Consider the following 22,182-nt stretch of genomic DNA (forward strand, 5'->3'; position numbering starts at 1 on the left):
TTTTGCTTCTTTTTTCAGGAAGTTATTTCGTTAAGGCACTTATCCGGTTTATCCGGGCTGGGCGGCCTTTCTTTTGTTACTTTTCTTTGTACCCTCAAGGGGCATAAATCCAGCAAAAGAAAAGTAAAATTATTATGGCATAGCCTTTTAACTCTAACCCCGCCCAAAGGACGGGGATTTCAAAGATTAATTAAAGTAGCGTACATATAAAAAAAGACCAAAGTCAAAACAGTCACCACTGTCATGCATTCGAGTGCGTTGACAGCTTATGCTCTCAATTATAATGAGCAATCACTTTGCTCACTTTGTCTGAATCATTAAAGAAAAATACTTCAACTGCTTTTTTATCAAACACTGATTTATAATAAATAGCAATTGAATCGATACTCTCGGTAACGTCAATAAACTCAAAATGTAAATGGGGAACCTTTTCTAATGCGGCCTGCCAATACTGCCTGATTTTATCTTTTCCTTTTAAAGCGCCCGTATCTATTCCCAGCGCTACTTTAATCATTGGAGATGTTATTGAAAAATCATCAGCATAATGATCCAATATCTTATCCAAATCATGTGAATTCCATGAATCAATCCACTTCTTTGCAAAATCATTTTTATCGGGCTTCATATTTTCCCTTTCATTTTCTTAAGACTAATCCATTAGCATGTAGTTTTCCCGATAATATCAGAAGAAAATAGCCATTACAAATTTATATTGCTGCATTTATCACTTAAGGTATGCTCTGACCTGATATTTGGCCGGATAACATTCAATATTGCCTGTTGAGGCTACAGGAAAACCGGGAAGGTTCAGTCAACTTTATTACTCTTATAAAAGATCAATTCGCGCTTTCAGGAAGGAACACACAACTATCTCCTCTCCATAAAAAAAGCCCGTCACCATCTCTGGTTCGGGCTTTCCATTTTTCCGTCAGTTGTTCCGCATGGGCAGAATAAACCTGCCCATCCTTGACTGCTGGAGAGCATATTTCGATTAGCTCCATTCAGAACCATCTCCTGATTTTTACAAGCGCTTTTTTACCGAATCCCAGTCTATATCAAAAGGCTGAATGGAGTCTGGTTCCGGTGCCGTGGATAGTCTTTCTATCCTTTTAACGGTTGGCGGATGCGTACTTATCAGTTCGGGGATATTGCCTGAAGACGGACCTTCCAGTTCTTTTAATTTTTCAAAAAAAGAGATTAAATTAGAAGGGGATATTCCGGCCGATACCATTATTTTCACAGCGCCGTCATCAGCCTTTTTTTCCTGATCACGGTTAAAAGAAAGGCCCTCCAGGCCCGAGGCAAGTTCCGCCAGTTGAGTAATTGATGATGTGTCACCGAAAATAACGGCTATTAAAATGCTGAGCCCCGCTTGTCTCAGCAGCTTTTCTATGCCGTGCCGCTCCAAAACATGGGTAAGTTCATGAGCAAGCACACCGGCCACTTCTTCCGCTTTTTGGGAACGTTTAATAAGTTCCGACGTGACGATAAGGTAGCCCCCGGGCAAGGCAAAAGCGTTTACCTGCTTTGTGTCAATAATGGACAGTTCATAGTTAATATGAGCGCCATCATGTTCATCTATGCGGTTTACGATTTTGGAAAGGGCCGCCACAACATCAGGAGAGGTAATCTTCCTTTCTCCTGTTAAAAAGTTTTCGTAAGCAATAGCCCCGATTTTCTGCTCCCATTCCAAAGGAAGCATTCTTGTGGCAATGGGAACGAGAGAGATAATAAAAAGGTAGGAAAGTATCAAAATTCCTGCAATGGCCCCCAATAAAACAGGAACACGCCTTTTTTCCACTTTATCGTTTTTTTGCCGCTGCGTTGAGAGCGTACTTACCTTTGAAAGGAATGAGGGTGACCCGGGAAGGGCAGCAAGATGTGAAAACATCTGTTCATCATTACAATAGATGAAGTTCCGCCCTTCCTTGTCTGTCCATGAAATTTCAAGGGTAGTGGCGCTATCTCCCTTAAGCTTGAAATCAGCAAATTGAAAGGGAACATGCTTTCTCTTTCCATGGGGAAACTCGATTTCAACATCTGTTCCCGGATAGATAAGCAGTGTTGCGCTTTCTTTTTCTTTCTCTAAATAATAAACAACTTTACAACGATGCAACTTATTATCCTTTTGCCGGAATAAACTGCTTGACCCAGGAACCGAATCCGGGAGAGTTTCTGGTTTGGATATATACGTCCCCGGGCCCCTCGAAGCGACAAACCAGTCCTTCGCCACTGGTAAAACTGGAAATCCAGCCCTTGGAAGCCTTTTCTATTTTATAGTTTGAATTAGCGCTCCAGGCTACCATGTGGCTATTGTCGATAATCTTCACTTCACCCGGAGCAAGACTCAGTTTCATAATGCCGCCATAGGTGCTTACAACAACTTTACCCGCTCCTCCAAGGCGCATAACAAAAAAACCCTCGCCCGAGAATAAACCTTTCGTCAGGTTTTGCGCTTTTGTTGATACGGTAACGCTATCTTCAGCAGCAAGAAAGCCATCTTTCTGAAGAATATACTCTTCAGAACCATCAAGCTCCAGGATTGCCATTTCACCGGGGTAGGCCGATGCAAGCATGGCGTCTCCATCACCTCTTTCTGCTTTAAGAGTCTGGAAAAACAGTGATTCCCCTGCAAGCAGTTTACGCGCCAGGCCACCGATAATTCCACTTTCCATCTTTGAGTTAACATCAAGCGTGTCACTCATCGTAATCATCGCCCCTGACTCCGCCTTTATTGATTCACCTCGTTGCAGTGAAACATTCAGTGTTGCAAAAGCGCCTTTACTAATAATGTTAAAATCCATACTATCCTCCTTTTCATGTTAGTTTATTAGATTAACAAGTAACGCCGGCCCCTGAAGGGCTGGACGGCAAAGCCTGTTCCGCCGCATGCGCCAAAGCCGGGAAGGACAATGGCGAACTCCGGAAATTGAATAATATCCCCGGAACCGGGTTCCGTCCAATGCCGGCATTGCCGGATTTTTAGCTTACTCTCCCAACATTATTGAGGGCTTGCCCCTTTGTTTATCGATATCTATAGAAACATGATTTCCAGGCAGAGCAAATGCGCCTTTGCCCATGAAAAAAAATGACCACTTATTTTTATCGTATTTATCAGTCACAGTTAATTCAAAATGCTTAAGTGGCCCATAGTTCAGCTTTAAAAACTCATTTTTGGCAATCTCTTCCGCATTTTTTTTGCTAATCAAATCACGCTGTTCAAGGGTTCTAATATCAGGGCCATTACAACTATTTATGAAAAGTGAAGTGACAAATAGCAGCGCAAAAAATAATCTCATAATAAATACCGCTTTGAAATAACAAGAACAACAAAGAACTGTTTGATCACCTTACTCATCATTAATTGCCATCATAAGAGAGCCAGACCTTATCTGCCTATGACATCTTTTATACGGGCCGCGCCGCTATCGGACACCATGAGTACTGCAATGCCTCCATGCCGAAGGTCCTTCTCCAGAACCAGGGCCTCCTTTTTCGGCGCAAAAAAGGCCTCAATCCCATATTTAACTCTGTAGGAATCCCTTCTGTATCTTCCATTCTCTACTCGTCCCCGCAAATAAATACCACTGCCGGGTGCAACAAGTGAAACGTCTGAAAGTTCATAGATGTCATTATCTCCCGCTTTGAGTGATATATAGATTATTTCACCATTTCTCGGGACTTTGGCGTCGGGAAAATGACTTGATTTGATACGGGAAAACTCATATCTTAATCGCGCATAATTCCCTCTGAACATTGATCGGGGGTCTACGGGAACAGTCTTTACCTTGATTTCACTTCCTGTCCACAATGGGATTGCAGCGCTGACATAGATACCGCTTAAAACAAGAAACTGAAAAAAAATTGCTATTGCTAAACCTGCGCCGACCTTACTTTTCATGCGGCTTCTCTCCCGGGTTCGTAGTTTTTCCAGTACTTTGCAGCGCCGAGCAGCACGATGGCACAAACCATAAACAGCAATGCGCCACCAATATAATCGCCAATTAAATCAATATAACGCATGAAGGCCGTTAACAGTATAGACAGCACACCAAGAAAAAAGTAATGAGACATGCCATTTTGTATGCCCCTTAGAATCAGCCAGATACCGGTGGTGATAAGGGCGAGGTTGTAAATGATCTGGAAATATACAGCATGATCCCTATTTCCTGAAACCAAAACAGCGATAATTGATATCAAATAAAAAGGCATTATATAGATTGCCCTGTTTATTCTTTCAGCCTTATAAGCCAAAAACAATGAAAAACCTGAAATTACGGCGATAATTATCCACATTGACATTGTGTGTTCCCAATTTGCTCTGATCAGCCTTCGCCAGGGTTGTTCAAAGCTCATTATAAACATCAATATCAGTCCGAATCGCAAGGTCCAGACTGCCAGTACGGCGGCGTAATCTTTAGCAACGACGGATTGCCTCCCCTTCAGCCAATGGCTAAACATATAGGCAAAAATAAACAATGCTGCACTAACAGGCAGGTGTTCAGCATGAAATGAATAGTAATTACCTTGACGCCAGTATTCTGCAAGCGAATATTCAACCCAAAAACCAATAGACGCCACTGCCGTTAAAAAAAGACCGATACTCTGTTTTCCGCGGTATAAAACAAGCAAAGCGCCTAAAATAAATAAGGGGAAAAGGGCGGGGTAAAAGCCCATATCAAGTTCCAGATAAAACCAGAGCATCCCCAGCAAGGTGCTTTGCAAAGCAATCCATGGGCTGTTAATCAATATAGCGATAGGTAAACAACCTGTGGCCCACCAAAATACCCCATCCGGCATATGTTCACCGAGATGGTATATCTGAGCAATTAATATAATCGAGGCGCCATAAAAAAGGTTGCCTAATAAAAAAACACCTGTGGCAGCGCTTTTTTCACGGGACAAGTATTTTCTTAAGGCAATTCCCTGCGTTCCCACTGTCAGCACGATTAGACCCCACATTCGCACTGCGCGGGGGATATTATCCCAATTAGCGCCAATGAGAGTGATAACTGCCAGGCCGATAAAGAGATATCCCAGGGCAACAAGAACGTTATAACCGAGTGAACGATTTTTTACCTGATCGTAATCGACACCGTAACGCCGACATATTTTTTCTGCCTGTGATTGCGTTATAATATCTTCCGAAACCCATTCAGAGGCTTCCCTGGCAATATCATTTTTCAGCAATCGGATTAAACGCATTAATTCCTCTTCACTTTTCCTTCAATTCTTTTTCCCCATCTGTCTACTCCCCTTTAAATCTTCTTGATATATGTTTATACCTTAATCAGGCGGGTTTTGCAAAGGGGAAGAACATGTTATGAGTTGCGGTTTAAGAAAAACGCCCCGGCCTTCCCCTGCTGAAAATGTCTCTTATGAGCAACAAAACAATTCATAACAGGCTTTCGCTGTCGCTCATAAGGAGAGACCTCTTTTGACAGGGCTTATTCTATTCTTCTTTTAAGTGACAATCTCCAACAAATATCATATCAGTTGAGTAATAAGTCATTTCTGTTGATTGTTTTTTTGAAAATGATTTATTAGAATGCACATCTAAGATTCATCCATCCTGCTTAGTAAACATCACAGTGACATATAAGATATTCAGAGTACCCCATCGAGCGTGCGGCGGACACAGCTGTTTCTGCAATAAATGCAGGAAAGTGTGTTGTCCTTATTGCGCTCATGCCATGGGAAAGTCTTGATCTGCCGAGAGGCGTGACCATCTTTGATGGCTTCTATTGGGATTCCGAATCTGCAAAGAAGGGCACCCACAGAGTTTCATAAATATTAAGAAAGGAGGGTGGTGTCTGATTTAAATCAAAATAACAATCTCTATTATTCGACCCGGGTCAGCGACCGGACTCGATAGATAAAAGCGAAATCCGGTTATCAGATTATTCTCCAAACTTTCACCGGGTCTGCGCTTGCTGCGTCCGGCAGATAAGCACGATGGCATTATTTTTTAATACGGTTCAAAAAATATATTTATATCAATTACAAAGGAGAAATAAAAAATGAAATATACCCGATTACTTATTGCTGGAATCCTCTGTTTGTTTACAGCTTTTACAACCCATGCAGCGCCCCCCGGCAATGTGCCTGCCGCATCGCAGGCCGCCCTCGGTATCAGACCTATTGATGCGCTGCAGGCACAGATAAACCAATTATTTGCATCTGTTACCTCATTGGAAGAACGTGTAACGATTACCGAGCAAAGCATTCAGTCATTAAAGGCTCAAGCCGCATCCCTGCAGCAACAGATTTTGGATAATGACGGCGATATTGCCTCACTTGAGACAGAGCTTGCCGCTGCCATGGCCATGATCTATAAACTGGAGCAGGAATTAGCTCAACTTGAGCAAGTTGTGGCCTTAAAACAAAATATTATTTCGGGCACCTGTCCTGATGGCGAGTATATTCAGGAAATCAATGAAGACGGCAGTGTCGTATGCAGTGTTGACGCCGGGGCCAATGGTATTGAACAGTTCTCAATCTACAAAAGTTATTACTTAAAAGATTGTTTTTGTTTATGGGTTGATTGCAATCCTTGCCTAACAGTGCCCGCAGCGACAATCTATGCTACATGCCCCACAGGAACAACTATTTCCGGTGGCGGTTATACTGCAGGGCCATGGGTAGGAGTAAGCTCCAGCCGCCCTAACGGTAATAGCTGGGCTGTGTCAGCTGCTATTGCGCCTCTGTTCATGTTTATAGGTGGTGAAATTATTACTCACGCCAACTGCATAGCGCCGAGATAACCAGTTTGTCCTTTGCAAAAAGGAGGGGTTGGTCAAGCGCAACCCCTCCTTTTTTAACAAGGAATGAAATCAGGGCCCCTTATGCGTAAAAGGTAAAAACGGTTTCAACTGCCCATTAGAGCAAAATATCGGGACACGGATCTGCACAGATTTCACGGTTTGGCGAGAGATTGGAGTAATTCCTTTCCATCACAGAGCACATGGCGCCCGCAGAGCATAAAAGCGCTGGAAGGAAAAAAAAGCGTAAATTTTCATTTCAAACCAGTCTTATCAATGTCACTTCAGGGGGGCAGTTCAATCTCAAAGGCAGCAGCAGGTGACCGATACCCCGGCTTACATAGGTCTGCCGGGCGCCGTCACGAACCAGGCCTGCCCTGTACTTCTGGCCGTATTTTGAAGGAATAACAGGCTGACCGATAAGAGGAGCGACGATCTGGCCTCCGTGGGTATGGCCGGAGACAACAAGGTCGATGCGCTCACCGAGAAGGTCGATCTCTTCATTGATATCAGGATTATGACTCAAAAGAATCTTGACAGGCCAATTATCAAGTCCCTTGTATGCCTTGCCAAGAGAACAACCTGGAGACCAGTAGTCATCAACCCCCAGCAGATGAATAATTTCACCACCTTTTTCGATTGTCACACTTTCATTGCGCAGCCATTTGACTTCAAGTTTTTTTTCAAACCCTGTCATGATAGTTTCAAGGGCCGTCGGGCCGCTCCAGAAGTCATGGTTTCCAAGAACGCCGTAGATTCCGAGAGGCGCCTTTAACCCTGACAGGGCCTCTATAGATTCATCGAAATGCCTCCTGTTAAATTCACCGATATGGCCCGAAAGAAATTTTGTCGATCCCGAAACAAAGTCACCCGTTAAAAAGATGAGGTCCGGCTTTTGTGACATGACCAGCCGGGCCGCATTGCTAAAGAGCTTGTTGCTGACAATAGCTGATGCATGGAGATCAGTCAGCTGCGCAATTTTTAATCCACGAAAACTCTCGGGAAGGCCGTCAATTTTAATTTTATTGTCAGACAGTTCCATATGCAGGGGAGTCGTATTATAAAAACCCTTGCCTGCACCGAGAATTACCACTCCCCGAAAACCGTTAACAATGACTTTTCGCCGCGTCCACTTTTTCATAAGCTGAAATTACCATTGACGATGGATTTATCTAATTAGGTATTATTCTAATGAATCATTGCATTCATTGCGTGGCCTGTCAAGTGAGGAACGATCGGAATAAGGAGGGTTTGATAATTCGCCTGGAGGGAAGAGCTTGCGCTCAATTGCAGGTTGCAGTTGATGGCCTGGAAAAAATTTATCACAGAGAAAAACAACGAAATGAGATCCCCCTTCGCAGGAATAGCTAATCTTTTAACCGGGAAAAAAGGGCAGAAAGCCCACGTTATAACTTTGTCAAGGAATGGGCCGCTGCCTTTATTATTGTTTTCGCAAAAGCTTATTGAATATGAAAACTATTCATGTCTTTCAGGTAAAATCATAGTTATATCAAGCATTGAGTCAATAGAAAAACATGGCAAAAGAGAAAGGCAAGGAGGCTTTTGCCTCTACTGGAAGGAGAAAACCCTTGCCACAGACTGCTTTCCTGTCATGGCGTAAAAAATCCTTAAAAAGGGGTATTAATATTGCAAAAACTTCTTTCCATATTAAACTTTAAATTATTGAATAACCCAAAAATCCATTGAAAGGGAAAACAAAATGAATACTCGCCGCTATCTTCCGTTATTTCTTTTTCTCCCCCTATTAAGCTGTCAGACCGTCAATAATAACGTCAAAAGCACTTCACCGGCTACGACACTGGATAAGGAGATTGTTTCACAGGTAAAAAATGCCGTATTCGAGGTTGTTGTTCCCAAACTCCCGGGAAAAAATATTAGCTATGAAAAACCTCTGCCAATGGATCAGGTTCCCTTTGCTATAAGAACAGACAAATATTACTCCATAGGGACAGCTTTTGCTATTGGAGCCAATAAATTCGCTACAGCCGCCCATGTTATGAACCTTCTCGTAGACAGCCAGTTTAAAGAGGTGTACTTAAGAGATAAGGAGGGGAAGATCTACAAGCTGGACAAGATCAGCAAATATTCATCTTACAGGGACTTTGTCCTCTTTTCCCTGAAGGACAAGAAGAATGCTCAATTCCTTGAGATCAACGACAAGCCTCAAATCAATGAAAAAGTATTTGCCGTAGGAAATGCCCTGGGCCAGGGCATTGTCATCAGAGATGGACTCTACACCTCTGACACTCATGAAGAAGAAGCCGGAAAATGGAAGTGGATACGTTTTTCAGCCGCCGCCTCTCCCGGCAACAGCGGAGGCCCTCTCCTCGACAAAAGGGGGAAGGTCATCGGCATTGTTCTAATGAAATCGGACAATGAAAACCTTAACTATGCCCTTCCCATTTCCGAGGTTTTAAAAGCGCCTGTTAACACTGCGGAAGTCCACCTCATGTTGCAGTACAAGCTTGACAATATGGATATGAGCAAAACAGGCACACTCCATAAAATAATAAAGCTGCCTAAATCCTTTCAGGCCTTGAGACGGGAAATGATCAAGCTTACCGGCAAGTTTACGGGCAAGCTCCTTAAAGACCTTCTTGCTGAAAATGATAAAAATATATTTCCCAAGGGCAAAGGCTCCACCGAATTGCTTCATTCTGTTGTAGGCGCCGTATTCCCTCATCTCATCATGAAGGGAGATGACGGCCAGTGGAGCACCTATTACCCCAAGGATACAAAAACAGCGGAACTGGGAAAGAACGGTTATATTAGCTATGGAAGCATGAATGACACCCTTTACCTTTACATGAAGAAACCGGACAATATTCCCCTTAAGACATTCTATGAAGATTCAAAGCTCTTTATGGACCTCTTTCTTCAAGGGATCTCTTTAACACGAACTATCGGATCGGAACAAATCAAGATAACCTCTTTGGGCAAGGCCCATGAAGATTTCAGGCATACAGATAAATATGACAGGAAATGGCTTGTTCGCACCTGGCTTATGGAATATAGCGACGAGAAGATAGGGGCCTTTATGCTTCCTGTTCCGGGCGGATTCATTGCCATGATGAAGCAGGCCCAGACGGGCTATCTGGACATAGCCTACATGCCGGACCTCAAGGTATTTACCGACTTTATATATCTCTCATATTATGGAACGATTAAAGAGTGGAAAGAGTTCTACTCAATGAAAAAACTCCATCCCCCTGTTTTTTCATCCATAAAGATAGATGCCAAACCGGGCAAATATGTAAAGTACAAATCCAAAAAACTCTCCTTCAGCTATACGCCCGACATAATGGAAATAAGTGATGACAGTTATCTTCAACTCTCTTTCAGCTACTACAAAAGCCCGAAAAACGTGGTCTGGGACGTGGCGCGTGTTTATGCGGGAGAAGATAAAAACAACGATACCTATTTAGGCGTATTAAGAAATACGGCGCCTCCAAAATCATTGAGTGACGGTTATCAAAGCAGCTGGGAAAAAATTATGAACAGAAAGTTCCCCTATGATTCTTCCTTGCACTACGATGACAACGGCACCCGGATCAGTTCAGTTTATTCAAATAAATCGAAAAAAAGAAGCGCGAATAATGAGGATATTCTTTATACGGTCTGGTTCAGAAAAGACGGCAAGGCCCGGGAAAGTGAAATGAAAGGTAAACTGAACAAGTTTATGAGAAAACTGTCAATTCAGAAAGAACCCCCAAGCCGGAGGCGCTAAGCGTCTAAAAATAGATAAGAACGTTAAAGAAAAACCTTCCCCTTATCTATCGATTAAAAAACAGGGCTCCCACGGCACAGATATGTCGGGCCTCATGATGTAACTTAAGCCATTCCAGCTTAAGGTGAAAGCACTTTTCCAGGAGGGAGGAAATATTGACGCCAAGTGATTCAAGACTGAATATCTGCTCCTCCGGTTTGACACAGACTCTCCCTCCTTTCTCAAGGGGGCACTCCCGGCAGGCATTACAGGCCCCGGCCCCGGCTATGAGATAACCGGCTCTTCGTTCTTTCAGCAAAATATCCGTAAGAGATGAAGAAAGCATATCATGGGCGGCACGTGCCCTTCTCTCAACCGGCAGATGACCGAGCTTGTCAAGGGAAAGCCTGAGGCAGATAACTTTAGCCTGTTCCAGGCCTCCAATGAAATCTTTAAAGCCGGGGCTGTGGGGAGGACAAGAGAGGTTTTTGCCATATTCAGGGCAGTTGAGACAATTGTCTTTGAACTGCATTCGGAAATCGAAATGGCTGACAGGAATTGTCGCTTCATGTCTTTCAAAGTCCTTTATGCCCTGAAAAGCAGCTTTATCTAGTTTAGTCATTATAAACTTTACAAAGAATCTCTTTCTTCAAAACAAGGCTTTACCAACCTGAGGAACAAGGCCGAAGAAATCCCCGCCGCACCGAAGATCATGCACATGACCATAATCTGGTAGCGGGCGGCAATGAGGGGTGACACGCCGGAGAGGATCTGGCCCGTCATCATACCGGGCAGTGCAACAAGTCCAACGGCAAAGAGGGAGTTGGTAATGGGGATGAGTGAAGAGCGGAAAGCGATGTTCCGAGCTTCATCATAGGTGACACCTCTTTCCCTTTCGGCCAGCAACCTCTCTGCACCAAGACTTACACTGTTCATGGCATTGGCAAATATCATTCCCGCCAGGGGGATAAAGTAGCTCGGCCTGTACCAGGGATCGAGAGCGAGGACTCCCTGCGTTATGAGAATGAGATTCACCCCTCCGCCAAGAAATATGGCAAAGAGGGCCTTTGAGTAGAGGGTACGTTGCTTTTCAGGGATCGAAGCGAGTGCAATCCAGCTGGAAGCAAATACCATGACGGCCAGAAGGGCAAGAACGAGCCAGGCGCTGTCCGATTCAAAGAGATAGGCCAGGAAATAGCCGATAATGAGGAGTTGTGCCAGCATTCTCGATACACCGTAAAGGGCATGACCATGGCTGCGGGACCATTTATAGAGAATAGCAATGACGACAAAAACGGGGATAAAGGCAAGTGTCAGATTAATGAGGGGAATTATTTGAATGGCGTTATTCATTTACAGGCCCCACCCATTTAAGGACTAAAGTTGTTTCAAGATCAACGATATTACATAAGGGGCTATACTGACCAGACCCTTTCCATTTTTTCACCTTCGTCCCTTATGCTATGGGGACGAAAGTTCAACCACTCCGCCGTTACCATCCCTGTCGCACTGAACTGTGCCGATGGTAAAGGGATTTCCAAATTTCTCTTTTTTGCATATCACCCGCTTATCAGCAACAGCAGGAAAAACCGAAGGAGAGGGATAGAGAGTGCCTTCCTTAAGGGACAGCGCCGCGACGGCAAGATCAAAGCCCTGCCCTACAGGAAGCCCGCCGTAGAGAGGGGCATAGGCCGCTATCCGGGATGACTCTTTCATACACCTGCTGTAAGCGGCAGCCATCTCCTTTTCTCCATTGGCAGAAAGAAAAAGAGCATCCATGCCCTTTCCTGAAAAATGAGAGGCCGCTACCCTTTCTGTGGCGCTTATTCGGCAATACCCCTGACCTTTTCCGATAAGAAAGGCGGAAAAACCCTCTCCCGGGAGATAAGTGCAACAGCTGAAATCAAGAGGATTCATGGCAGTCATACCCCTGGCCCCCGAAAGAAGGACAGAGTAGCCCCGGGTCGGACAGTATTCATCACCTACACCGGTAAGAACGTAATCAACAATTCCCTCATCAATCCAGCCGCATGCCAGGTCAAAAACAGCCCAGGTCGTCATTTCAAAGGAGGAGACTGTCTGTAAGGGCCCCCCAAGCCCAAGAGCGATAGAAACATTGGAAGCCATCGCATTATGAACGGAGGTGGCAAAGAGGGTCGGAGAGACACAATTGTCACCATCCTCCATAAGAGAATTGAATGAACCGAAAGACGAAGCAAGAGCGCCATAACCGGTGCCAAAAACAATTCCCACGCGCTCTCCATCATCTATTTCGAGCCCTGAATCCTGCATTGCCAGACAGGAAGCAAGCAGACCCATACGAAGAAAAGGGTCCATGCGCCTCAACCGGGACCGCTCGATATAATTTTCCAGGCCTTCCGCAACAGCCCTGTAAACAGGAAGCGTAAATGTCCCCTCTTTCGTTTCAATGTGATGGGCCAGAATATTGGGAAAAGCATTCCCCGACAGCCCCTGCCGCAAAGATTCAATGCCGCACCCCATGGCCGAGACCGTCCCTATACCGAGAATTGATTTATCCATTATTCACCTCTGACAAATGCCAGGACAGCATTGTGTCCGCCAAAGGCAAGAGAATTAGAGAAGGCAGCCCTGCCTTTAACTTCCGTAAGCTTTGTTGTCGGCACAATGCCGCATGATTCATCGGGTTCCTCGAACCCTGCCGTCGCCGGCAGCAGTCCATCCATTAAGCCTCTCACCGTCATAACCGCCTCCACACCCCCTGCGCCACCCAGCGTGTGCCCTGTATAGGCTTTGGTAGAAACAACAGGAATTCCTTCAGGAAAGAAACGGCTGATAACAGTCCCTTCTATCCGGTCATTTTCTACCGTTGATGTGCCATGAGCATTGATGAAATTCACTTCTTCCGGCCTTAAGCCCGATGCCTTGAAAACAGCCTTTACGGCATTGGCCAGACCTTTACCCTCGGGGTGGGGCGCTGTGGGATGATAGGCATCGCTGCGGCAGGCATAGGCAGCAACAAGGGCATGTGCCTTTGCGCCTCTTGCCTTTGCCGCACCACACTCTTCAAGAATCATTATACCGGCGCCTTCACCGAGATTAAGCCCTTTTCTCTTCCTGTCGAAAGGGCGGCACGGCTCGGCAGAGGTATTTAAAAGAGAATAAAAACCAAGATAAAGATGACGGCAAATTTCATCGGCGCCCCCTGCAACAACAAGATCACATCGTCCGCTTTCTATCCAGCCTTTGGCTATACCGATGGCATCGGTGCCGGAAGAACAGGCATTGGCAATGGTAATGGCAGGTCCCCTGATACCGAACTTTTTCGCAATATAGAGCGCTGAATTACCGGCAAGATAACGTTCGACACTTGAAATATCAGGGAAGGTTCCCTTTCGGTAGTCACCATAGAAAGAATCATTATTAAAAGCGCATCCCACCGTCGTACCGATGACAATACCGATACGCTTCCTGTCCAGCTTATGCCAGTCAATTTGCGCATGAGAAAGGGCTTCTTCAAGAGCGGTAAGAATAAAAGCATTGGTTCGTGAATCCTCACCTTCATCTGCAAGGGGAAATTCTTTCTTCACCTCGAAAAGTGGATGAGAAGCCTTTAGGTCCGTTTCAAACCTGGTAGGTGCGCAGGGATAACGGCGGCCTGCATAGATACTTTTCATCATTGATGACAGGTTTTCACCTGCCCCGGTGATACAGCCGAGACCTGTAACCGCCGCTCGCTTCACTTAAAGACCGTCATCTTTCGGGGAATGATAAAAATTCCCTGTTTTTCTTTAACGTTCATGCATCCCCTTGCTATGAATAATTGTAATAATATCTCTTTATATCACCCCAAAAAATCCCGGCAAATATCATTCTTCGGGAAGGGCGCATTTCAGTTTAGTTCCGATTATCTGCTTTCTTGTGACAATTAAGAATAATATCTGCCAGGGTTCCGGGATTGAAGGGCTTAACAATGTACCCCTGTATCCCCTCTTTTTCACAAAACTCGACATCTTCCTTCGAATCGACTGAAGTAGCCATAATAATAGTCGTTGAATAATCACTGAATATTTTTCGCACTTCTCTGAGGACGGAATAGCCCAGCATTTTGGGCATAAGAATATCGAGGATGATAATGTCAGGCTTCCATGAGGCATATTCCTTTACAGCTTCCAGGCCGTTTCCTGCCATACGCTTTTCAAAAATCTCATCAGGAAGGGACAGGTCATAAATAGCCTGCAAGCTTTTGTCGTCTTCTGCAATGAGTATTTTTAACTTATCCACAGTACGAATTATAATGAATTATTTTTCTTATTCCAGAATATTCATTCCCCCATATCTTCACAGGGCAGCAGATGTGAGCAATGAAGCTTGCAAAATAAAAATACCTTATATGAAATTTTAAAGCAAAATATAGCTGTATGCAGCGGAAAAGTCTCTCAATAGGCTCTATCAGAGAAAAAGGGCGCCTTTATGAAACCGAAATCCTGCTTCTGCTAACATGATATGGATAATGGCAAAAGGGAGTAAAAATCCTTTCCATCAATAATGACGGGGGACACATTGAAATCCTCCTTTATAAAGGGGGGGTCAACTTCCCTGCAGACGGTAATCAGAAAAAAATATGGCCTTTTTGAAAAAAATTAAACCGTCTTGGAAAAACGCATCTCTTTGTCTGACTTCCTGAGATAAATATCAAAAACCATGGCAATGTTCCTGATCAGTATTCTTCCCAGATCCGATACGACGAGTTTATCATCAGACAGGGTAAGCAGCTTATCCTTTGTCATCGGCTCCAGTTCGCTAAGCTCAAGAGCAAAGGTTTTCCTGAAATCGAGGTTGAATTCTTTTTCCACGTCGGCAAATTCCAGTTCAAAGTCGCACATGATACGCGTAATAATGTGCCGCCTTAAGATGTCATCGTCATTTAGCTCATAGCCCCTGTAGATGGGAAGCTTTCCTTCCTCTATTCCCTGGTAGTAGTCAGGCAGTTCATGAGCATTCTGAACGTAGCAGTTGCCTACCTGGCCAATGGAGGTCACCCCCAGTCCATAGAGATCACAACCGGCCCTGGTCGTGTAACCCTGAAAATTCCGGTAAAGGGTCTTTTCCTTTTGCGCAACAAAGAGTTCGTCGTCAGGCTTGGCAAAATGGTCCATACCGATGTAAACATATCCGGCGGTGGTGAACTTTTCGATAACCATTTTGAGAATTTCAAACTTCTCGGCAGCCGATGGGAGGTCTTCTTCCTTGATGCTCTTCTGGATGGGCTTCATCCACGGCACATAGGCAAAGTTGAACACGGCCATTCTGTCGGGATTAATTTCAATAATCTTGTCTACCGTCTTTTCAAAAGATTTGACGCTCTGGTGAGGAAGGCCGTAAATGAGATCGATATTAATGCTCTCAAATGCCTCCTTACGGCATACATCGATAACATGACGGGAAAGTTCTTCCGTTTGAACTCTGTGGACAGCCTTCTGCACAACGGGATCGAAATCCTGTATGCCCATGCTGATCCGGTTAAAACCGATCTCACGAAGCGTCTTGATATGCTCGTCCGAGGCCTCTCTCGGGTCGATTTCAACACCGGCCTCGATGTTGGATGAGAGAGTAAAATTTTCCCTGATGGCCCTGTTTAGCCGTTTTAACTGGTCTGTTGAAAGAAAGGTTGGCGTGCCGCCGCCGAAATGAAGCTGCACCACTTCTCTTCCCGGTTTTTGCAGAGCCGATACCATTCGGATCTCTTTTTCGAGGTAATCGAGGTACTGATCCGCCTGTTCACCCCGCTTTGTGTAGATAACGTTACAGCCGCAAAAATAACAGACGGAACGGCAGAAGGGGAGATGAAAGTAGAGGGAAAGGTCAGCCGGTTTTTCAACCTTGTTCGTTGCCTCTATGGTCCGCTTGTAATCGGCCGGACCGAATTCTTCGGAAAAGATAGGCGCCGTGGGATAACTCGTATATCGTGGTCCGGTCTTGGTATATTTTTTAAGAATATCAACATCGACCTTTAAGGTTGTTGAAGAAGTGGGATTCATCATTTACCCCCTGTGGTATGCCGGACTCAGTTCGTGAACGGCATTGATAAAGGCCTTGGCGTGATCAACGGGGATATCCGGTAAAATACCGTGACCCAGGTTAAAGATATGGCCCTTTCCTTCGCCGAAACCGGCAAGGATCTTTTCAACGGTTTTCCTGATCCTTTCAGGAGAGGCATAAAGCGTGCAGGGATCCATATTACCCTGGAGGGCAACCTTGTCTCCTATTCTTTTTCTTACATCGCCAATATCGGACATCCAGTCAACACCAACGACATCACAACCCGTCCCGGCAATGCTCTCCATCATATGCCCCGCTCCCTTGGCAAAGACGATGACGGGAACCTTGCCCTTGACTTCACTCACAATCCGCTCTATGTACTGAAGTGAGAAAACCTCGAAATCATCAGGCGTCAATATGCCGCCCCAGGTATCGAAAATCTGCACGGCATGAACGCCTGTTTCTATCTGGGCATTGAGATATGTAACAACAGCATCCGTCGTTTTGTCGAGCAGCTTATGCATCAGTTCCGGTGTGTCGTAAAGCATTTTTTTGATAAGGGCGAAGTTTTTCGACCCGCCCCCTTCCACCATGTAAGTGGCAAGCGTCCATGGCGCACCCGTAAAGCCGATGAGCGGCACCCGCCCGTCAAGGCCTTTGTTGATGGCCGTAATGGCTTTCATAACGTAACCAAGCTTATCCATAGGGTCGGGAATAACAAGCTTATCGATAGCTGCCGAAGTCCTTACGGGGTCAGGAAAGTGAGGCCCTTCTCCGACGAGGAACTGCAGTTCCATTCCCATCGCTTCGGGAATAACAAGAATATCGGAAAAAAGAATGGCCGCATCGACACCAAGGATATCTATCGGTTGAATAGTCACCTCGGCTGCCAGTTCAGGCGTCTTGCAAAGGGTTAGAAAATCACCGGCTTTTCCCCTTGTTGCCATGTATTCGGGGAGATATCTCCCTGCCTGTCTCATCATCCAGACAGGTGTGTAATCAGTTTTTTCTCTTCTGCAGGCTTTAAGGAATGTATCGTTTTTAAGCATCTTCTCTCACTTTCCGGATTTTTTTTGAAACAACAATACTAGGGTAAAGCTACCTTACAAGTCAAGCAGAACATAGATTTTGACTTACGCTGAAAACATTATTACATGACCAAAGTAGAAATGTACACTTCTGTCATTTTTTGTTCATGCCCCTTCTTTTTTTCAACGCTCTGATCGGGTCATAAGATTCACTGTTTCACCTCATGCTGTCGGACCTTGCCTGTAGAGAAAAGGAAAGGCGTTTTAACGAAGATGATTCGATCTGCTTTATAAATCGAACGGCATAATATAACCCAGGCTAATGGAATTTCTGTTGTAGCTGGAGAAATCATAATTGGGAAGATAAGAATAGCTCACAAAAAAATGGTTATATTTTACGGTTGTAAAATAACCTGTTTTCCAGTCACTCCTTGGAACAGCGCCTACTCTTAAATAATGCTTTTCAGTGGCCAGCGTATTGCTGATAACAATGGAATAGCGGCCCGACTCTCTTGGATCATTAAAATATATAGCCGAAAAGTAATTGTAGTCGCCGTAATACCTGTCAAAGCCTATACCATAAACGGTAAGGTTTGTTTTCTCATCGGCCCTTTCAGGCTCCGAAACATGAATGTACCTGGCAACAAGCTTTCCCACAAACCCTCCTGACAGAACCTGGTCCGTATAAACCTGATAGGATTCGTCATTTTCCTTAATCCTCACCCGGGCTCCATAGAGGGAATTTCTCTTGTCCTTCAGATAAGCCCCCGCCTCTCCCCCTCTCTGCCGGTTTCCAAAATAGGCGGCGCCGTAAACCTGTTTATAATCTACCCGAACAGCTTTATCCCGGTAAACATGGTCACCTTTATTTTTTACCTTTTCATGGCTGTCTTCAATATAGTCAAATATAAATGTAATCTGATCAGCAGCAAAGAGACAGCTTCCTTTTAGCAGCAACAGGTTCACTATTAGCGTGCCGACAAGCATCCCCAATTTAAATTTATGATACTTTTTCATAAACCGGTTTCCATCTTCCCGTAACAAAGCGATGCCATAACCAGACAAATCCCCCGCCGACGCGAAGGAAGGTGCTGTAAATACCATAGAGGGGAAACAGGATAAATGCAGGGAAATAGTATTTCATAAGGGGGAGTTTCTTTTCAACAACGAGAAAAGGGTAAACTTCCAGGGCAAGATAGAAAAAATAGAGGAAAAGCACAGCCCCCCAGTAGTGGTAATACAAAATAAGGAACAGTGAAAATATTTTCAGGGGATCGCTTAAGATGACGTAAAAGTTGTAAAGCATCTCAAAACGAAGCCTTGCCGGCATATTTTTCAAAAAAAGTATCTTCAGGTAAAATCCGGCAAGTCTGTAATAACCGGGATACCAGCTAAAAAGCCGCTGCTTTGTAAGGTCCTTCAGATTATCAGGGCATACGGTCCAGACATTATCATTAACAAAAGCAACTTTTCCGTCGTTTAGCAGGTTGATAAGGGTCCGTTCAAAGTCCTCACCGGGAAAAATACCCGAATGTTTTTCTTCCAGTTTCATCAGCTTTTCCGTATTAAAGAGCCCCACCGCCCCGGAAATACAACTGACGCTGACCGTTTTGTCCTGAAACCTCCGCCCTATTTCCATGGACTTTGCATACTCGTAGCGCTGAAGACAACTGACAATATCCTTGCCATTATAATTCTCCCTTACTCTTCTGCAAGGGAGAACATAAAAAGCCACTCCTGTGTTTCCTTCTTCAAGAAGTGAGGTGGGAAGAAAAGTATTCTGCAAACGCACGTCATCATCGAGCAACAGGGTATAGCGTGTCCTTACTTTTTTGAGACCCTCGTAGACCGCTTTTACTTTCCCGCTGTTATTCTCCATAGAGTGGACCCTCACGCCCTTCTGCCTGGCAATTTCCGCCGTATCGTCACTGCTTCCGTCATCAATAATGAGGATCTGGTCTTTGGGAAGTATATTGAGAAGCCCTTCAATGGTATATTCCACTGCTTTTCCCGTGTTATAGCAGGGCACAAGGGCCGTAACCCGGGATATGTCCGACTTATACTCCCGTGGTGTAGCCCGATGGACTATTTCGATAAAGACCTTTAAACCGTCAATCAATATAAAGACAACAAAAAGCCAGAAAAAATGGTATAGGGCCTTAATGTCCGGTGGGGGAAGAGAAAATATACCCGCATGAACGGCAATATATAATACGGCGCCGGCCAGAACAAGGGAAACGAGATATGCCGACATGCGGGCCATGGTTCTCACAACCCTCGTCTGGAAACTTTCACCCTTGACCACTTTGATAGTCGCAAGGGGAAAAAGGGCCGCTATCATGTCGCTGCCGCTTTCTTTTTCAATCATTAGAGCAACGAGCCAGCTATCTTTAGTCCGCTTTGTCCAGGCTGTTTTTGCCGGATAAGAAATCCCTTTGCCCTTAACATCTATTTCAATAATAATATCTCGAAGGAGAGGGCCCGGTTCTTCTGCTACTTTTACAAGAATGCCGCTTGAACTGGCATCAACAGTCGTCCCTTTAATCTCCCTTGTGGGAAGAAGAATCCTGCAACCTGTTTGCACATTATAACGGGGCGCCTTCCTGTGAAGGTCGATCTCATCGGTAAAAACTCTTGCCGCTGAAGTCAAAAGTCCCTCAAGCGCCAGGCGATGAGGATTTACATTGACAATCTCTTCAAACCACTCCTCTTCTTCACAATAGATCCACTCAATGAGACGCTCTTTCTGCCGTTCCGACATATCAACAAACATGAGACCGACAGATGCCCTGTCTCCGGAAATCACTTCATTTCTCATGACCTTGCAGGACAATTGAAATTTTGAAGCCGCCTGAATCTCAAGGTCAAGCTCCCCCGGAATCGGTTCCGGCCCGGACATAATGAGCGATATGCCGCTTTCGCTTATCTCTATCGAAGTGGCATCCCATCTTTTATTTTCTGATATTAAGCGGCATTGAACTTCCCTGAATATCCTCGGTCGTCCCCGTTTTCGGGGACGACCATAAACAGAAGCAATGGCTGCCGTCAGGAGTGTCATATTGTAGAGTATCCAGAAAGCCCCCGTCATAAGAAAGTCCTGTGAAATAATACCCTTCAGAAAAAAGAGAGAACCTGTTATAAGACCGGTCAGTTGAAGAGCCCAGAGAGCAATAAGAGGGACCAGCGGCCTTGCAACAGGTTTGCCTGACAATGAATCAGCATCCCTGCCAAAAAGTTTTTCTGTTAACGCTATCAATATAGATGAGATGCCCGCCGTATCATAAACGGCGGCAAAAAGAGGATGACGATAGCTCCGGCTAAAGAGGTTAAGGGTTATGATCTGGAGTATGAAAAAGGGGATAAAAATTAAGGACAGCGTCTCAATGGGCGCAAGGAAAGGCGCCAGACCTGTCATAAAAAAGAGAGGCACTATCATATATAAAACCCTTGGGAGGCTGTTGAGTTCATTCATTATGAGGCCCATATAGGCAAGTCTTTGGGAAAGGGACAAGCGGTAACGAAAGAAAAGGAAAGGAATGAAAAGCCGGCCCGAGCGTGTGAATTTCCAGGCCCGCTTTCTGAAGAAGTTCTCCTCCTCTTCAAGGGATGTGTTAAAAATAAGATTATTGTTCAGATAAACCGGTTTCCAGCCCTTCCCTATAAGAAGGGCATTCATCCTTATATTCATACCTATTTTGACAGACTCATCGCTTAAGGCGTCCCGAAGCGCTTCTTTTCGGAAGATGATGCCCTGCCATGAGGGGGTTGACGCACGGAAACGGTCAAGTCCGGGCTCTACCACTTTTTCATACAACTTCTTTTCGTTCGATAAATCACGCCTGAGTATAAGCGCCTGCTGGAGCGGGTCTGAACTCAGGTTGTGACAGGGGGTCCTGACAAAAGCAACCTTTTCATCTTCAAAAGAGGGGACGGTTTTTTTCAGGTAACTTTTTACCGGCACATGTCCGCACTTAAGCAGCATAACCAGTTCCGCAGGAAGGCCTTTTATTCCTTCAAGGATTAACTCTTCGAGACAGGCCCCTTCTTTTTCAATTTTAACAGGCCTGCATTTATGCTTTTTTGCCAGCCTCTCTACGCCATCATTCCGGCCATCTCTATCAATAATCGATATAGCCACCTTGCCGGCAGGGTAATTGAGGGCCTTGCATGCAATGATCGTTTTTTGAAGATCATCAATTGAGTTATTATCTGTTGTAATAAAAATATTAACAGCAGGGTGAGATTTACTCTCAGGCCCCGGGGAATTTTTCCTTTTATGTGCTGCACTTATATAAATAAGAAGGATAGCGGCAAGGAAACTGTAAACTTCCGTGGCATAAAGCGCCGAGCTTACAAAGGTTGCAAACAGGTTTTCATTGTTGACAGTAAAAAAAAGGCGCCAGCAAAGATAGGTGAGACCGGAAAAAAAATAGATTAAGAAAATAAATAATTTCATTTATCGAAATGGGATTTCCCGAAAAAATAATCTGTCAGGGAATTATACCGTGCAATTCCGCTGACTCCCCATCCATCAAACCCTATGGACAGGCGGACAACTTTCTTAGGCAAAAAAACGGTGACGTCGTATAGTACAACCAAAGCGGTCTCTTTGTCCAGAAAGGACAGACCGGGACGGTTTAAAATG

Annotated in this window: 20 protein-coding genes; 3 read left to right on the top strand and 17 right to left on the bottom strand. The window is 44.8% G+C overall.

What is annotated here, in order from left to right:
* Positions 1-274: 274 nt before the first annotated feature.
* From OEV42_10770 to OEV42_10800, 7 genes are all read right to left on the bottom strand, one after another.
* Positions 275-625 carry a nuclear transport factor 2 family protein gene (locus OEV42_10770; GenBank protein MDH3974749.1) on the bottom strand — a complete coding sequence of 117 codons (351 nt, stop codon included), beginning with the start codon at positions 623-625 and terminating at the stop codon, positions 275-277.
* A 211-nt stretch (positions 626-836) separates the two neighbouring features.
* The gene (locus OEV42_10775) at positions 837-1,001 is read right to left on the bottom strand and encodes a hypothetical protein (GenBank protein MDH3974750.1); all 165 of its coding nucleotides are present in this window, start codon (positions 999-1,001) and stop codon (positions 837-839) included.
* 20 nt (positions 1,002-1,021) lie between these two features.
* Entirely contained in the window at positions 1,022-2,116 is a 1,095-nt protein-coding gene (locus tag OEV42_10780) for a M48 family metallopeptidase (protein ID MDH3974751.1), read from the bottom strand.
* 4 nt (positions 2,117-2,120) lie between these two features.
* Positions 2,121-2,804 (bottom strand): TIGR00266 family protein, encoded by a 684-nt coding sequence (locus OEV42_10785; GenBank protein ID MDH3974752.1) that lies wholly within the window; start codon positions 2,802-2,804, stop codon positions 2,121-2,123.
* Between the two features lie 183 nt (positions 2,805-2,987).
* A complete protein-coding gene (locus tag OEV42_10790; GenBank protein MDH3974753.1) occupies positions 2,988-3,299 on the bottom strand; it encodes a hypothetical protein in 312 nt (103 codons plus the stop codon).
* 89 nt (positions 3,300-3,388) lie between these two features.
* On the bottom strand, positions 3,389-3,901 hold the full coding sequence (locus OEV42_10795; GenBank protein MDH3974754.1) for a GDYXXLXY domain-containing protein: 513 nt from the start codon (positions 3,899-3,901) through the stop codon (positions 3,389-3,391).
* Positions 3,898-5,205, bottom strand: a complete 1,308-nt coding sequence (locus OEV42_10800; GenBank protein ID MDH3974755.1) for a DUF2157 domain-containing protein — start codon at positions 5,203-5,205, stop codon at positions 3,898-3,900. Before OEV42_10800 ends, OEV42_10795 begins: the two co-directional genes overlap by 4 nt.
* Positions 5,206-6,020: 815 nt before the next feature.
* On the opposite strand from OEV42_10800, the gene OEV42_10805 reads away from it, so the two are divergent.
* Positions 6,021-6,764, top strand: coding sequence for a hypothetical protein (locus OEV42_10805; GenBank protein MDH3974756.1), 744 nt, complete (start codon positions 6,021-6,023; stop codon positions 6,762-6,764).
* 256 nt (positions 6,765-7,020) lie between these two features.
* On the opposite strand, the gene OEV42_10810 is transcribed toward OEV42_10805, so the two are convergent.
* Positions 7,021-7,902 (bottom strand): metallophosphoesterase, encoded by an 882-nt coding sequence (locus OEV42_10810; protein ID MDH3974757.1) that lies wholly within the window; start codon positions 7,900-7,902, stop codon positions 7,021-7,023.
* A gap of 162 nt (positions 7,903-8,064) precedes the next feature.
* Between OEV42_10810 and OEV42_10815 the strand changes: the two genes are divergently transcribed.
* Both OEV42_10815 and OEV42_10820 read left to right on the top strand, forming a co-directional pair.
* A complete protein-coding gene (locus OEV42_10815) occupies positions 8,065-8,382 on the top strand; it encodes a hypothetical protein (GenBank protein MDH3974758.1) in 318 nt (105 codons plus the stop codon).
* A gap of 99 nt (positions 8,383-8,481) precedes the next feature.
* Complete coding sequence (locus tag OEV42_10820; GenBank protein MDH3974759.1) at positions 8,482-10,509, top strand: serine protease; 2,028 nt, start codon at positions 8,482-8,484, stop codon at positions 10,507-10,509.
* A gap of 46 nt (positions 10,510-10,555) precedes the next feature.
* On the opposite strand, the gene OEV42_10825 is transcribed toward OEV42_10820, so the two are convergent.
* From OEV42_10825 to OEV42_10865, 9 genes are all read right to left on the bottom strand, one after another.
* A complete protein-coding gene (locus tag OEV42_10825) occupies positions 10,556-11,110 on the bottom strand; it encodes a DUF2284 domain-containing protein (protein MDH3974760.1) in 555 nt (184 codons plus the stop codon).
* 8 nt (positions 11,111-11,118) lie between these two features.
* Entirely contained in the window at positions 11,119-11,841 is a 723-nt protein-coding gene (locus OEV42_10830) for an ABC transporter permease (protein ID MDH3974761.1), read from the bottom strand.
* Between the two features lie 108 nt (positions 11,842-11,949).
* On the bottom strand, positions 11,950-13,029 hold the full coding sequence (locus OEV42_10835; protein ID MDH3974762.1) for a beta-ketoacyl synthase chain length factor: 1,080 nt from the start codon (positions 13,027-13,029) through the stop codon (positions 11,950-11,952).
* Positions 13,029-14,210 carry a beta-ketoacyl-[acyl-carrier-protein] synthase family protein gene (locus OEV42_10840; GenBank protein MDH3974763.1) on the bottom strand — a complete coding sequence of 394 codons (1,182 nt, stop codon included), beginning with the start codon at positions 14,208-14,210 and terminating at the stop codon, positions 13,029-13,031. The genes OEV42_10835 and OEV42_10840 overlap by 1 nt, the downstream gene beginning before the upstream one ends.
* A gap of 154 nt (positions 14,211-14,364) precedes the next feature.
* Complete coding sequence (locus OEV42_10845; protein MDH3974764.1) at positions 14,365-14,751, bottom strand: response regulator; 387 nt, start codon at positions 14,749-14,751, stop codon at positions 14,365-14,367.
* 359 nt (positions 14,752-15,110) lie between these two features.
* Positions 15,111-16,511 (bottom strand): oxygen-independent coproporphyrinogen III oxidase, encoded by a 1,401-nt coding sequence (gene hemN / locus OEV42_10850; protein ID MDH3974765.1) that lies wholly within the window; start codon positions 16,509-16,511, stop codon positions 15,111-15,113.
* Positions 16,512-17,558 (bottom strand): uroporphyrinogen decarboxylase, encoded by a 1,047-nt coding sequence (hemE, locus tag OEV42_10855; protein MDH3974766.1) that lies wholly within the window; start codon positions 17,556-17,558, stop codon positions 16,512-16,514.
* Positions 17,559-17,825: 267 nt separating this feature from the next.
* Positions 17,826-18,554, bottom strand: a complete 729-nt coding sequence (locus OEV42_10860; GenBank protein ID MDH3974767.1) for a hypothetical protein — start codon at positions 18,552-18,554, stop codon at positions 17,826-17,828.
* Positions 18,538-21,993: a glycosyltransferase gene (locus OEV42_10865; protein MDH3974768.1), complete on the bottom strand. Its 3,456-nt coding sequence runs from the start codon at positions 21,991-21,993 to the stop codon at positions 18,538-18,540. The genes OEV42_10860 and OEV42_10865 overlap by 17 nt, the downstream gene beginning before the upstream one ends.
* Positions 21,994-22,182 lie beyond the last annotated feature (189 nt).

It is taken from the genome of Deltaproteobacteria bacterium (genome assembly GCA_029860075.1).
GTDB lineage: Bacteria > Desulfobacterota > JADFVX01 > JADFVX01 > JADFVX01 > JAOUBX01.